This is a genomic window from Streptomyces sp. NPDC031265 (assembly GCF_055570295.1).
The window spans coordinates 1-14,454 of record NZ_JBVIHM010000042.1 but is presented as its reverse complement, the minus strand read 5'-3'; the positions used below and the strand labels follow the sequence as shown (position 1 = coordinate 14,454).

The 14,454-nt window shown below is 66.2% G+C and carries 5 protein-coding genes; 3 read left to right on the top strand and 2 right to left on the bottom strand.

Features of this window, described 5'->3' with window-relative positions; all coding sequences use genetic code 11:
* The first annotated feature begins 1,128 nt into the window (after positions 1-1,128).
* The 3 genes from ACZ499_RS36960 to ACZ499_RS36950 all read left to right on the top strand — a co-directional run bounded on the left by ACZ499_RS36960 (position 1,129) and on the right by ACZ499_RS36950 (position 12,933).
* Positions 1,129-5,409 (top strand): LamG domain-containing protein, encoded by a 4,281-nt coding sequence (locus ACZ499_RS36960; RefSeq protein WP_468681168.1) that lies wholly within the window; start codon positions 1,129-1,131, stop codon positions 5,407-5,409.
* Between the two features lie 211 nt (positions 5,410-5,620).
* Positions 5,621-12,577, top strand: a complete 6,957-nt coding sequence (locus tag ACZ499_RS36955; protein ID WP_468681165.1) for an RHS repeat-associated core domain-containing protein — start codon at positions 5,621-5,623, stop codon at positions 12,575-12,577.
* A 5-nt stretch (positions 12,578-12,582) separates the two neighbouring features.
* Positions 12,583-12,933, top strand: coding sequence for a DUF7674 family protein (locus ACZ499_RS36950; protein ID WP_468681163.1), 351 nt, complete (start codon positions 12,583-12,585; stop codon positions 12,931-12,933).
* Between the two features lie 302 nt (positions 12,934-13,235).
* Here ACZ499_RS36950 and ACZ499_RS36945 read toward each other — a convergent pair whose 3' ends face one another.
* Entirely contained in the window at positions 13,236-13,547 is a 312-nt protein-coding gene (locus ACZ499_RS36945) for a hypothetical protein (RefSeq protein WP_468681161.1), read from the bottom strand.
* Positions 13,548-13,897: 350 nt separating this feature from the next.
* Positions 13,898-14,212: a DUF6300 family protein gene (locus ACZ499_RS36940; protein ID WP_468681159.1), complete on the bottom strand. Its 315-nt coding sequence runs from the start codon at positions 14,210-14,212 to the stop codon at positions 13,898-13,900.
* Between the last annotated feature and the right edge of the window lie 242 nt (positions 14,213-14,454).

Genomic DNA, 14,454 nt, shown 5'->3' with positions numbered 1-14,454 from the left:
CCTCAGTGGCCGTCCCTGCTACCGGTGTTTGGCTTCCTTGCGTGTGTCGAAGGCCTGGCCGGCGCGGCGGATGCCAGCCGCATCCCCGATCAGCGCCGCTTTGTATCCCTCGGCGTCGTCGTCCTGGTCCTGGTCGCGGTCGCGGTTGTCCTGGGCCGCGTTCGGCGTGGGGGAATCCCGTCCTGGTACGAGCCAGTGCGCCGGCGCCCCCTTGAGGAGCGTTCACGCTCGGCCTGATCGAAAGCCCGCGCCGCCTCGACATCGGAACCGGACATGCCCGCGCCGCGATCAGCCGCGGCCGGGGCATACTCCTGTCGCTGCGGCGGAAGCCCGCCGCGGCCCAACTCGCTGATGGCGGCCGTGTGCTGCTGGGTCGAGCACGTCTGACTGCCCGGTTCCACCGCCGTCCACCGCCACCTGGTCCTCGAAGAGGCGTGGCAAATTCTCTCGTCACCGGCCACGGCAGAGCTGATCCAAAGGCTTCTGAAAAACTCCCGTAAAGCGTCGCTGTCGCTGGACGTCGTGATGCACACGCTCAGCGACCTGGGTGACGGCAAGGCGCGGGAGCTGGCCCGGCTGTGTGAAGTCGTCATCGTCGGCCGTCCCCTCAGAGGAGGCGGCCCAGATCGGTGTGGTGCTGGGCCTGCCCTAGGCAGTGTCCTGGCGATCATGAGCGGAGCCAGAGGAGTTGGAGATGGTTTCGTGAGGCAAGGATCTGTCCAGGGCCCGGTTGGTTGCCGGAAGCATGGTCAATGCGGAGTAAAGAATTGAGAGCGGTAGGTGCTCTTGGAGGCGCGTTTAACGGCGCGGACTGGAAAGGCTCAATGGCCGGAGGTCGCCCCCGAAACACCCTGATTCAGGGGCAGTTCATCGTGCCGCTGTGGTCGATGTTGGCTGCATTCGGTTGTTGACTGCAGTGGCGCTGCCCTCGGGGCCTACTCGGCTGTGGCGTGGATTACGGTTGACCGCAGGGGCTGGCGTTCCGTTGGATTCGCTTACTTGTGTGTTTTCTTTGGGGTTCCTGTGGGGGGATCGTCTGTGTGGGGTGGGGACGGCCGTCGTGCCGTGAGACAGGTCCGGCGTGGTGGAGCGGCGCGGTGGGCGGGGTGGGTGACGGTGTCGGGGCTCGTGCTCGTCACGGTGCAACCGCTGGCAGCTGCGGCGGATTCCGCGGTTCCGAGTGACTGGTCGGCGGCCAGTAACACCGATTCGGGGCAGCAGGAGACAGCGGAATCGCTGGCGGTAGCCGAGGCAAGACGCAGTGGCAAGGATGTGAACGTCCCGTCGCTGCAGACTGAGACGAACGATGTGGTGGCGAAGCCGGATGGTCGACTTGCCGCGACGATCCACACGAAGCCGGTGCGCACCCGCAAGAGCGGTTCCTGGCGGGACATTGACACGTCCTTGCATGCCACGAGCGGCGGCGCGGTTGTGCCGTCGGCGACGCTCCTTGACATGGAGTTCTCCGGTGGTGGTTCGCAGCCGCTGGTGCGGATGTCGAGTGCGGGCAAGGAGCTGAAGCTGACCTGGCCCAAGCCGCTGCCGGCGCCTGTGGTCAGCGGGAGCACAGCCGAGTACCGGTCGGTGCTGCCGGATGTGGATCTGCGGATGACCGCGACGGATTCCGGGTTCACCCAGCTGATTGTGGTCAAGACGCCGGAGGCGGCAAAGAGCCCTGAGCTGGACCAGTTGAAGCTGGGGATGTCGAGTGTGGATTTGACGGTGCGCAAGGAAGCGGACGGCTCGCTTTCGGTGGTCGACAAGGCGGGCGGCGGCACGGTGTTCCAGGCGCCGAAGCCGATGATGTTCGACTCTTCGCCCGGCCTGACCGACGGCTCGGGGATGTCCCCGGCTCCGACTGCGCGACTGAAGGCACTGGCCGCGCCGAAGGGCGCGATGGCCGCGGTGGAAGCACCGGCGGATCCTTCGGCCCATACGGCGGCCGTAGACGTAGCAGTCCCGCAGGACCAGAAGTCGCTTGTCCTGACCCCGGACCAGAAGCTGCTGGATGCGCCGGGCACAGTGTTTCCGGTGATGATCGACCCGGATGTCAAGGCGCCGCGCGCGGTGGGCTGGGCGGGTATTTCCCGGTACTGGTCGGACACGTCGTTCTGGAAGTTTTCCGGGGACTTCGGCATGGGGTACTGCGGGGATGAGGGCCGGTGTGTGCCGGCCGATGTAAAGCGGGTGCTGTACGCGATCCCGGTGAAGGGTGCACCTTTCGTCGGCAAGCACATTCAGGACGCCAAGTTCCGGGCGTGGGAGTCACACGCCTGGAGCTGCACCGCCCAGCCGGTCGACCTGTTCCTGACCGGGCGCATCAACTCCAGCACCACGTGGAGCAACTCCAGCTCGATGGGATCCTCGTCGTTCTGGAACAAGTACCTGGCGACGCGGAACGACGCGAGGGGCTTCGACGGCTGCGGGGCCGGATTCGTGGAGTTCGAGCCGACAGGGCTGCGCGATGCGGTGCAGTCGGTCGCCAACCGCAATGCCGTTGATTTGACGCTGGGGTTGAAGGCCGGCAGTGAGAGTGCGTCGGCGTACGGGCAGTGGAAGCGGTTCACTGACGACGGATACCTGCAGGTGTTCTACAACCTGCCGCCGAACCGGCCTGCGATGAAGGACCTGTCGTCCTCGCCGGGTGGCATCTGCTCCTCCGCTACGACGCCGATCACGATGGTGCCGAGGGTGTACGCGCGGGTGTCGGATCCGGACCAGGACAGCATCGGCGTGCAGGTCGCGGCGGTCTGGGACAACGGATCCTGGTACTCGACCGGGGGTGCGAACACCCCGCCCGCATCGAACACGTTCCAAGCGTCCGGCACGACGTTCTCCCGACAGTTGCCGTCCTTCATTCCGCAGAACAAGCCGGTGGGCTGGGCGGTGCGGGCCTGGGACGGCGCGGAGTGGGGACCGTGGAGTTGGGATGGTGATCCCACCGGCTGTTACTTCACCATCGACACCAGCAAACCCGCGGGGCCGGTGACTACCTCACTCGACTTCCCCGGGTCGCACGATGCGCAGGCGGCGCTGTCGTGGACGGATGGAGTGGGCCGCTACGGCACCTTCACTTTCACAACGGCCTCCACCGATGTGGTGGCCTACCAGTGGGGGCTGGATCAGCAGCCGACGGCCGCCCGTGAGGTGGCCACCAGCGGGGGAGCGGCGCGTTCGGTGCGGGTGCTGATGCCGAGTGAGGGTCCGCATACCCTGACGGCACGTGCCAAGGATGCGGCGGGTAATGCCGGGGAGACCACTACGTACTACTTCAATGTGCGGCGCGGACAAGCCCCGCGGGGCGGCTGGGCGCTGAACGACACGGTCGGTAGCACGCGCCTGGCCTCGGGCCCGGCCGCGAACTTCCCCGCCACCGTCACCGGCGGCATCCTGGGCGCGGCCGGGCATACCGGCACGGCGGCGGCCCTGACAGGCGAGGCAGCGGCGGACGGGACGCCGAAGAGCTACCTGACCACGCAGAGCGCGGTCCTGGAAACGAACCAGAGCTTCACCATCTCCGCGTGGGTGAACACCGTTGATCCTTCGGTGCAGTTCCAGTCCGCGGTGAGCCAGAGCGGTGTGCACCAAGCCGTCACGCTGGGTCTGAACGGCGGCAAGTGGACCATCAAGGCGCCGACGGCGGACAATGCCACCGACTACGGCTGGTACACCGCCTCCTCCGATGTGGTCCCGGTGGCCAACCAATGGACGCACCTGGCCGGAGTGTACGACGCGGCGGCCAAGACGCTGACGGTGTATGTAAACGGGAAGCCGTCCACGCCGACGCAGGGGGTCAGCCTGTGGTCGGCGCGCGGAGCGATGGAGTTCGGTCGGCTGCGCTGGCGCGACACCTATGGCGATGCGTGGAAGGGGTCGCTGGACGACGTCCGCGTCTACGACCGGGCGTTGGGCCTGGCGGAGGCGACGGACCTGGCGGCCGGCCGCGCGGTCACCACCGGAGTGGGCGCGAAGGCAGTGTGGTCGTTGGACGACAGCGGCACCACCGCGGACGGCACGTCTGAGACCGGAGACCTGACCGTGGCCGGTGACGTGCAGATGGGTGTCAAAGACGGCATCGAGGACAAGGCGGCCCGCTTCGGAGTGGATGCTTACGCCGCCACTGCCCGCCCGCAGGTGGACGGCACCCGTAGCTTCTCCGTCTCTGCCTGGGTGCGCCGCCCGGCGCTGTCCACCGGCGACACCACGGCAAAAGTCGCGATCAGCCAGCCCGGTGCCCACCAGCCTGAGTTCTCCCTCTACTACTCGCCCTACTACAAGAAGTGGATCTTCGGCCGCTCCAAGGAGGACTCCACCGCCGACACACTGGTGCGCGCGGTTCAGCCCGCCTGCACCTCCCCGGTGAACGGGGTGCCGTGCTTCGCCGCGACGAACAACGAGTGGACGCACCTGGTAGGAGTCTCGGACACAGTCGCCCACAAGATTCGCCTCTACATCAACGGCTACCTGGTCAACGAGAGCGACTACACCCAGTCCACACCGTGGGCGACGACGAAGCCGCTCATGATCGCAGGACTGAGCCGGGAGGGAACGCCGACGGAGTTTCTCGGCGGTGACGTCGACGACGTCCGCATCTTCGACCGGATCGTCACCGGGGACGAGGCCAAGACGATGGTCCAGCAGCGTCCCCAGCTGGCCGCCCGGTGGAAGTTCAACACCGCCACTGCCACCGCCACGCCCGTCTCGGCCGAGGACCGCAATCTGTTCCCCGCGTCTCTGCATGGCGGCGCGAGGGTGTCCACGACGTCGGACGAAGCCCGGGTCGGTACCGGCGCACTGACGCTGAACGGGAGCAGCGGCTTCGCGCAGACCAGCACGGTGCCTTTGGACACCGGACAGAGCTTCACCCTGGCAGCCTGGGCTCAGTCGGCTGCGCCGCCCAACCGGGACATGACCGTGCTGTCCTTGGGCGGCGACAAGGGCCCTGCGGTCACTGTGCGCTGGAAGTTCCTGCGCACCACTGATGACCCGGTGACCCCCAATATCGGGGAATGGCAGGTGGAGACGGTGGATGGTACGGCCAAGCACACCGTCGCGGTGCACACCTTCGATGGTTCACAGGGCATCGGCAGCTACTGGAACCACCTCGCGGTGACGTATGACGCCTTCTCCAACGAGTTGGCGCTGTATGTGAACGGGCAGCGGGAGAACGAGATCTGCCCCGACGCCGATACGGGCTGCACCCCGCATGTCTCCTTCACCTCTGCGGATCAGCCGCTGAAGGCCACCCAGGAGCTGCGGTTCGGCCGCAACCCGGCCACCGTCGCCAGCTCGGACTGGTTCTCCGGCCAGATCGACGACGTGTGGGCCTACCAGGGTGTGCTCAGTCCGGCCCGCATCGCGGAACTCGCGAACGGTGCCGAACTGGAGAGCGTCCCCAGCAGCACCTAGACCGGAACCCCAGCGGTGGGGGGGGGGACCACGCTGGACGGAGCACAAACCAGAGCCACCCCCCCCCCCCGCCTCCCCCCCCCCCCCCCCCCCCCCCCCCCACCCGGGCTCCAGCTCCTTCTTGTACGTCATCTCCATACCCTGCCTGGCCCACGGCCGGCACGATCAGCCGCACCGGACCCTGATCCGGTGTGGCGGGGGACTGCTTACGATGCGCATCACACCGGCCCGCCGAGCGGGTACCCGCACGACGGCGAGAGTCGCCGCCGTCCTGTCGGCCGCCCTGGTGGCGGGACTGCTGCAGGTCCTGCCCGGCCCTGCCGCCGTGGCCGAGACCAACCTTCCTGCCGCGACATGGAAGGAGAAGTCGGTCAAGGGCACCAACGCCACTACCAGGCCGCGTCCGGCGGATACGACTGTCTCCAAGCCCCGTGGCCGGAAGGCGGCCTGGCCCAAGGAAGCCACCGCCAGCATCACGCTTCCGGCCGGTGGCCGCGCCTTCAGCTCCAAGACGGCGCCAGGCGAGCCGGGCGGCAAGGTCAGGGCCGATTCCATGCCTGTTTCGCTGGCTGTGGTGCCCAACAGTCCACTTGCGCCGCAGAAGCAGGCCGCACCGTGGTTCGCGGGTGGGGACACGACCACCACCGTTAAAATGCTGGACCGCGAAACCGCCCAGAAGGCAGGGGTGGACGGCCTGCTAATGACGATCACCCCCAACGGCGGTCCGGGCAGACGAGTGCAGGTCAATGTCGACTACAGCACCTTCGCGGATGCGGCCGGTGCCGGATACGGCGCGCGGCTGCGGCTGGTGCAACTGCCCGCCTGTGTCCTGACTACGCCGAACAAGGCCGAATGCCGCACAGCGACCCCACTGGCGGGACGTAATGATGCCGAGAGGCATACCGTAACGGCCGACGCGGTCACCCTCCCGGGTACTGCGACCGCGCCAAAGTCCGCGGCACCGGCAGCCGGGATGACGGTGCTGGCGGCCACCGCCGGTTCCGCGGGCCCGTCGGGTGATTACAAGGCGTCCCCGCTATCGGCGGCATCCACATGGAGCACGGCGCTGAACAGTGGTTCGTTCTCCTGGTCGTACAACATGCCGGTGCCGTCTGTGCCCATGGGACTGGCTCCCACGGTGGGGCTTGCCTACAGCTCCGGTGCGATCGATGGGCGGACTTCGAACAGCAACAACCAGGCTTCCTGGGCCGGTGACGGCTTCAGCATCGCGCCTGGATACATCGAGCGGTCCTACAAGCCGTGCGGCGAGGACGGGGTGAAGACGGACAGTCAGCAGCCGGGGGACCTGTGCTGGGCCTATGACAACGCCACCATCAGCTTCGACGGCCACGCCGGTGAACTGATCCCGATCAACGACGAAGAATGGCGCATCAAGGGCGACGACAACACGCGGGTCTTCCACTGGCGCCAGAGTGACCGCGGTAACGGTGACAACGACGGCGAGTACTTCCGCGCCACCACCGCCAACGGCACCCGCTACTACTTCGGCTACAACCGCCTGACCAACTGGAGTGCGGGCAAGCCGGAGACCAGATCGGTGGAAACCGTGCCGGTCTTCGGCAACAACAGCGGCGAGCCGTGCAACAAGGCCGCGTTCGCGGACTCGTGGTGCCAGCAGGGGCGGCGCTGGAACCTCGACCTGGTCATCGACTCCAGCGGCAACGACATCACCTACTGGTACAAGCAGGAGAGCAACACCTACGGCCGCAACCTCAAGGACACCGACGGCACCCCTTATGTCCGGGCGTCGGTTCTGGACCACGTCGAGTACGGCCAGCAGCTGAAGGACCTCTACTCCGACACCGTCAAGCCGATGGCGCGGGTGGACTTCACCACCGCCGAACGCTGCCTGGAGACGGACACGGCGCTGTGCGACCCGGCAAAGATCGACACCAATCGGCAGTACTGGTACGACACCCCCTGGGACCAGAACTGCAACACCGGCAGCAAGTGCGACATGGGGCGCCTGGCTCCGACATTCTGGGGCCGCACCCGGCTGAGCAACGTCACCACCAAGACCCTGCAGAACGACGGCACCTACAAGCCGATCGACTCCTGGGACCTGCACCACAAGTGGGGCACCGCCGACTTCGACTACCAGCTCCTGCTCGACTCCATCCAGCACACGGGACTCGCCGGGGCTACGTCCGTCAAGCTGCCGGCGACGACGCTGTCCTACAGCGCGCAGATTGGGCGCCTGGACAAGAGCGGTGACGGGCGGCCGGGCTTCTACAAGCAGCGGCTGCGCACTGTCCTCGACGAGTCGGGCGGGCAGCTGGATGTGAACTACTCGCAGGCAGCCTGCTCCTGGGACAGCCTGCCCAGCCCGCAGTCCAACACCTCGCGCTGCTTCCCACAGATGTACCAAGCCGGTTTCAGTGATCCCGTCACCACGGAGTGGTTCAACAAGTACGTCGTGGACTCGGTCATTTCCTCCGACCGTACCGGCGGCGCTCTCAGCTCCCAGACGAACTACACCTACTTCGACGGCGGCGCATGGGCGTTCGACGACACCGAGGGCATCACCAAGGAGAAGCTGAAGACCTGGTCGCAGTGGCGCGGCTACGGCAAGGTCCGAGTACAGACCGGCAGCAGCCAGGCGATGTCGACCCAGGCCGACCACTACTTCCTGCGCGGAATGAACGGCGACCGCACCGACCCCGCCGACAAATCCAAGACCCGCAGCGTCACCATCGGTGACGGCGAGGGCAACGACCTCACCGACGACGAGGCCTGGGCCGCCTTCGAGTACCGCAGCGAGACCTTCGACAGGCCAGGCGGGAAGATCCTCGCCAAGACAGTGAACACACCGTGGAAGAAGCAGACCGCCAAGCGGGAACGCGACTGGGGCACCACCACCGCCAACCTCACCGGCACCAGCCGCACCCGTAACTTCACCTACCTGGACGCCGCCGGCAAGTGGCGTGAGACCCGCGTCAACACCACCTTCGACGACCTCGGCCGAACCCCCACGGTCGAGGACCTGGGCGACACCGAGGTGGCGGGCGACGACAAGTGCACGCGCACCACTTACGCGGATGACGAGTGGATCCGGGCCGCCGCGATCCGCACCGAAACGATCGCGGCCACCTGCGCCGCGACCCCCGACCGCGACACCCGCGCCGACGGCACCTCCGTCATCCTGGCCGACACCCGCACCCGCTACGACGGCCAGGCGTACGGGGCCGCCCCGACCAAGGGCCTGGTCACCATGACCGAGACCCTCAAGTCCCGCACCGGCAACAGCGCCACCTACCTCGACGACACCAGCAGCTACGACGCCTACGGACGGCCGCTGACCACCACGGCGCTGGCCTCCACCAGCGTCTACGACCCCAACGACACCACCAAGGCACCCGTCACGACCCCGGCCGCCAACGCCCGCACCACTACGACCGTCTACACCCCGGCCACCGGACGGCCCACCAAGGCGGCGGTCACCAGCCCGCCCGCCACGGCTGGTAGCGCGGCCACGGCCCAGACCACCACGTCCTACCTTGAGCCGCTGCGCGGCCTGCCGTACATCACCACCGACGCCAACAACCTGCGCACCGACATCGAATACGACGCGCTCGGACGCCCCCTGAAGGTGTGGAAACCCAACCGCTCCAAGCTGAACAACCAGTCGGCGAACCTGCAGTTCCGTTATGCCAACGCCGAGAACACTATCCAGTCGGTTGCTACGCTCACGCTGAACAACGACGGTTCTTCTGACACCAGCTACACCCTGTACGACGGCCTCGGCCGCGTTCGCCAGACCCAGGCCCCCGGCCCCGAGGGCGGCCGTATCCTGACCGACACGTTCTACGACGAGCGCGGCCAGGTCCGCCTCGCCTACGCCCCCTACCACAACACCGCCGCGCCCAGCAGCACGCTGTTCACGGTGGTCGACGCCGACGGCATCGAAACCCAGACCGCCACCGAGTACGACGGTATGGGGCGCACCACCAAGTCCACCCTGCTCTCAGGCAACGGCACCGGAACCCCGCTCGCCACCACCACCATGATTTACGGCGGCGACCGCGTCACCGTCACCCCGCCCAAGGGCGCCACCCCCACCACCGCCATCAGCGACGCCCAGGGGCGCACCACCGAGTTGCGCCAGTACCAGGCCACCAACCCGTCAGGCCCTACCGGCACGTACGACAGCACCACCTACCGCTACGACGCGGCCGGCCACATGACCGGGCTAAACGGACCGCAAGGCGCCCAGTGGTCTTGGACCTACGACCAACTGGGACAGCAGACCAAGGCCGTCGACCCGGACAGCGGCACCAGCACCAACGCGTACAACGACCGCGGCGAGCTCACCGCGACCACGGACGGCCGCGGCAAGACCATCGCCAGCGTCTACGACAACCTCTCCCGCCTCCTGGAAACCCACGACGGCACGGCCACCGGCCCGCCGCTCACCTCGCAGACCTGGGACAAGGTCAAGGGACAACTGGCCACCTCAACCCGGTACGTGAACATCGGCGGCGCGGTCTACCCATACAAGAACACCATCAACACTTACGACCCGCTGTACCGGCCGCTCAAGACGACTGTCACGGTCCCCTCCGTCCCGGGCCAGGAAACCCTGGCCGGCGACTATGCCACCGGCAGCTCCTACAACCCGGACGGCACCGTTCAGTCGACGTCGTATCCGGCTGCGGGCAGCCTGCCCGCCGAGGTGGTCGCCTTCACCTACAACAAGCTCCACCAGACCACCGCCGCGAGCAGCAACCTGTCCACCTACCTTGCGGGCCAGACCTACACCTTCACCGGCAAGCCCTACCGCTCCACTCTCAATGCCGGCGGCGTCGCCACCACGATCACCAACGGCTATGAGCAGGGCACTCAGCGCCTTTCGGTGAGCCGTACCGACACGGAGAACACCGCCGTACCGGCCCGCGCCAATGCCTACAAGTACGACGAGGCCGGCAACGTCACCGAGCTGAGCGACGTCTCACGCACCGGCACCGACCGGCAGTGCTTCCAGTACGACTACCTCGCCCGCCTCACCGAGGCCTTCACCCCCACCGACCCGGCCTGCCCCACCGCTCCGGACGGCAGCAAGCTCGGCGGCCCGGCCCCCTACTGGTCCAGCTACACCTACAACACCGACGGCACCCGCAAGACCGAGATCCAGCACAACACCACGGGTGACACGTCCAAGGACCAGACCCGCACCTACACCTACCCGACCGCGGGCGCGGCCCGCCCGCACTCCCTGCTGGCCACCAGCACCACCACCGGCAACACCGGCCCGGTCACCGATTCCTACGGCTACGACCAGGCCGGCAACACGATCCGCCGCACCCTCAACCCGACAGGCGCCCCGTCCAGCGACCAGACACTCAGCTGGGACAGCGAAGGCCACCTGCGCAACGTCAGCGACACCGCCCAGACCAAGACCGCCAACTCGACGGTGACGACGAAGAAGACCACCGACTACGTCTACGACCCCAGCGGCAGTCGCCTCACCGGGCACACCCTGGACACTGCCAACCCCGCCGACGAGAACACCACGCTCTACCTGGGTGGCACCGAACTGAAGCTCACCAAGGGCGCGGCCAAGCTCACCGCCACCCGCTACTACCCGCTCGGCGCAGTCATCGCCGTCCGCACCGACGACAACAAGGTCACCTTCCAGGCCACCGACCACCACGGCACCGCCGACACCAGCATCAACGCCACCGACGGCACAGCCACCCAGCGCCGGATGACTCCCTTCGGCCAGGAGCGTGGCACCCCGCCCACCAACTGGGCCGGAACCAAGGGCTTCGTCGGCGGCACCAACGACACCCAGACCGGCCTCACCCACCTCGGCGCCCGTGAATACGACCCCACCACCGGCCGCTTTATCAGCGTGGACCCGCTCCTGGACACAAACGATCCACAGAGCCACAACGGCTATGCGTATGCCCACAACAACCCAGTCACCGGCTCCGATCCAAGCGGATTGATGGACCAGGACTGCAACGAGGGCGCCACGTGCTACCGCGGCCGAGTCGTCACCAAGAAGAACCCGCTTCCCTCCACCGCCGAGGAGCCGTCGGGGCACAAGCCGTCGGTCAACGATGTGGCATATACGGATCCCAATGGCGCAGACATCAAGCTCCCTAAAAACGACTGGGACTTCCGGCGCCGCTACATCAAGGCGTATGAACGCGAAATCAAGTGGTACGACCCCAACGACGCCGAGGAGCGCTGGATAACCCAGGTCAGCGCAATGCTCTCCGCCTGCACGGCAGAGAAGGGAAACTGCGACGACATTGCGTTCTATCTGAAGCAGTTCCACATGGCTAACCTTGCGGCGGGCCTGTACTCCGGTAATGACACCAGCGGGGGCATGAGAATCCTCGGGCCCGGCGGATCCGGACGCGCCGGTGCACGGGCTGGCGGCTCCAAGAGCGCGTCAGCGTGCCCGCACAGCTTCCCGACGGACACCGAAGTCCTGATGGCGGACGGCAGCCAGAAGGCCATCGAGGATATCGCTGTCGGTGACATCGTCACCACGACTGACACGAGCTCCGGGAAGACGGTTGACAAGCCAGTCGAGGCCACAATTTCGACAGAAGGCGACAAGGACTTCACGGAGCTCACCCTGCGAGCCGGTGAGACCTCGTCCCAGATTGTGGCTACGGACACCCACCCGTTCTGGGTCCCCGAGCTCAAGCGTTGGGTAAAGGCCGGGGACCTGAAGCCGGGCCAACTGCTGCGCACCAGCTCAGGCGCATACATTGAGATCTCCATCGTGAAGCACTTCACGCAGAAGCAGCGCACGAACGACCTCACCGTTGACGACATCCACGCGTACTATGTGCTGGCGGGCGAGACTCCGGTCCTGGTTCACAACAGCAGCGGCTGTATCCTGCCAACGCCAAGCGTCTCCGATTCAAAGCTTCAGAACTTGGTTAACGATCTCTATAAGGGGACGACTAATACGGCTCGAACTGGAGACGGTACGACGATGTCGGCGATTCGCGATGAGCTCAGCTCCGGTCAACTCGTGCACGGCCGTAACCATGTCGCCAAGGGGAATCAGTACGCTAAGGCGCTGAATAAGTGGATATCAAGGAATCACAGAGACGGCGACCCGCGCGACTTGATCGTGGCGAGAAGCCTACTTGCCGACCTTAAGTCGGCCCTCGCAGGGAATTGATGGAGATGAACGAAGAGCAGTTCTTTCATGGTCTCCTGCAGGACTTTCCGCAGCTTGAGAGCTTGCATGCCGAGCATGTGGAGTTCTACGAAGAGTTCCTCTCCCACGTTTTCCTCGCAGATGTCGTCCGATGGACGGTAAGTTTGTTCGGCGAGGCTGGTCAGGGCTTGACTGAGGAGGTCATCGGGCTTCGATTGATTAACTTCATTGAGGGTGCGTACGTGCATGGGGATTGCGCAGTCAGGGAATTGATCAGGGTTTCGTTTGTTGAAAACCTGCCTTACTCTGGTCAAGAGGGATTCCGTATTAATGGACACCTGGCGGGGAATCTCCGCAGGATATTTATGGAGCGTTAATCCCTGCGAGTACTGCGTCGCCTGCGGCGGGTGGCGACCAGGGTGTGACGGTGCTTTAGATCTTTGGTGGGTGGGCTTGTCTGGCCTGGTGTTTGGTGGTTCTGGTGGGGATTTGGGGGTGGGGAGCTGGTGAGTGTGGTCCTTCCTGAGCCTTGGGCCGGGTGTTCGGTTTGGGGGTTCGGGGTGTTGAGCGGGGCTTTCGTGGGTGTGTGGGATTGATCTTGGGTTTGTTGTTGATCGGGATGGTGCGTCGGAAAGTAACTGTCTGGTGTGGCCGTGTACCAGGGCCTGGTAGGGGCTGGTCAGGGGCGTGATCCGAGGTAGGTGCGGAGCGGGTCGCTGGTAGCCGGGGAGAACCGGGTGAGGCCGAGTCGGTGGCCGACCACGCCGATGGCGTCACGGACGTGGGGTGTCTGGTGTGGGTGGGGGAGTGTGGCGAGGGTGACGGTTTCGGGGTAGGTCACCAGGTCGCGGGCCAGCAGCACGGCTGAAGTATTTCCTGCACGGTGCAACTGCGGGTTCACCGTGGCGAGTTGGTGCAGCCGGTGGTGCCACCGGCCGGTCAGGTGCTGCTGGTGGTCGTACCAGCGGGTGGTGATCGCGCGTGCCGCCATCCACGCACTCGCGCCCCGGATGTGTCTCTGTAGTCGCTGGTGGGCGTGGTGTGTGGCAGCTGTCGAGAATCAGTGATTCTGATCAGCGGGGAGGCTGTGGCCTGGGGGTTGTTCAGTTGTACTGGGCGGTGTTGAGCCTTGGTCGCTCGGTGAAGGTGAGTAGTGGGCGGGGGGCTTGGCGGAGTGCGCGTCTGCGACCTGGGTTTTGTCGTTGCTGCGGGCATTGTGCAGGTTGGGTGAGCGGGTGTGCGCCTTCACTGGTTTTGGACACCCGCGGCGGTGACAGGACACTGAGGACCTGCGCCTGTACCAGCAAGCTGGCCACCGCCCCGAAGATGTCCGACTGGTGCTCAGGGCCGGTCGGGGTCGGGGTGGCGGTTCTGCCAGTGCCAACCGTGGGCGGCCATACACTCTTTCATCCACTCCATCAGCAGATGCGCGCCTTCGCGGACACGGCTCGCGTCATGGCCCGCGCCGTTGGCGAACCACTGGATGAGCAGGCCTGCCGCCGGGCGGTCGAGATCACCGCTGTCGCAGGCCGGGCACAGCTCAAGATGGATCGGCCGCCCGTGTTCGTCGTCCTTCGACGCAACCCCGCTCAGGATGAGGTCGCCTCGGCAGCGCGAACACTGCGGCAGACGATCGCAGATACTGAGCAGTTCCATGGCCGCCTCCTTGCTGCGACGTGGCCCTTCACCCAAGCCCCGCTGATTCTGTGCCGTCAAGCCCCGCGACAGCGGCGGCAAGCTGCCCCGGCCGTCTCCAGCGTCCAGGCCAGCCGCTCTTTCATGCCAGCGACCGGACGCTCGACGCCGGATCACGACTTCTGTCCCCTCGGCCTCTTCCTGCGCGGGAGGATAGGCCTGCCCGTTTCCGTCGTCTGCCGAGGAACCTGCTCCATGCCACC

Coding starts and splice junctions, on each gene's coding strand:
- ACZ499_RS36940 (WP_468681159.1), bottom strand. CDS start 14,212: ATGGAACTGCTCAGTATCTGCGATCGTCTGCCGCAGTGTTCGCGCTGC.
- ACZ499_RS36945 (WP_468681161.1), bottom strand. CDS start 13,547: ATGGCGGCACGCGCGATCACCACCCGCTGGTACGACCACCAGCAGCAC.
- ACZ499_RS36955 (WP_468681165.1), top strand. CDS start 5,621: ATGCGCATCACACCGGCCCGCCGAGCGGGTACCCGCACGACGGCGAGA.
- ACZ499_RS36950 (WP_468681163.1), top strand. CDS start 12,583: ATGAACGAAGAGCAGTTCTTTCATGGTCTCCTGCAGGACTTTCCGCAG.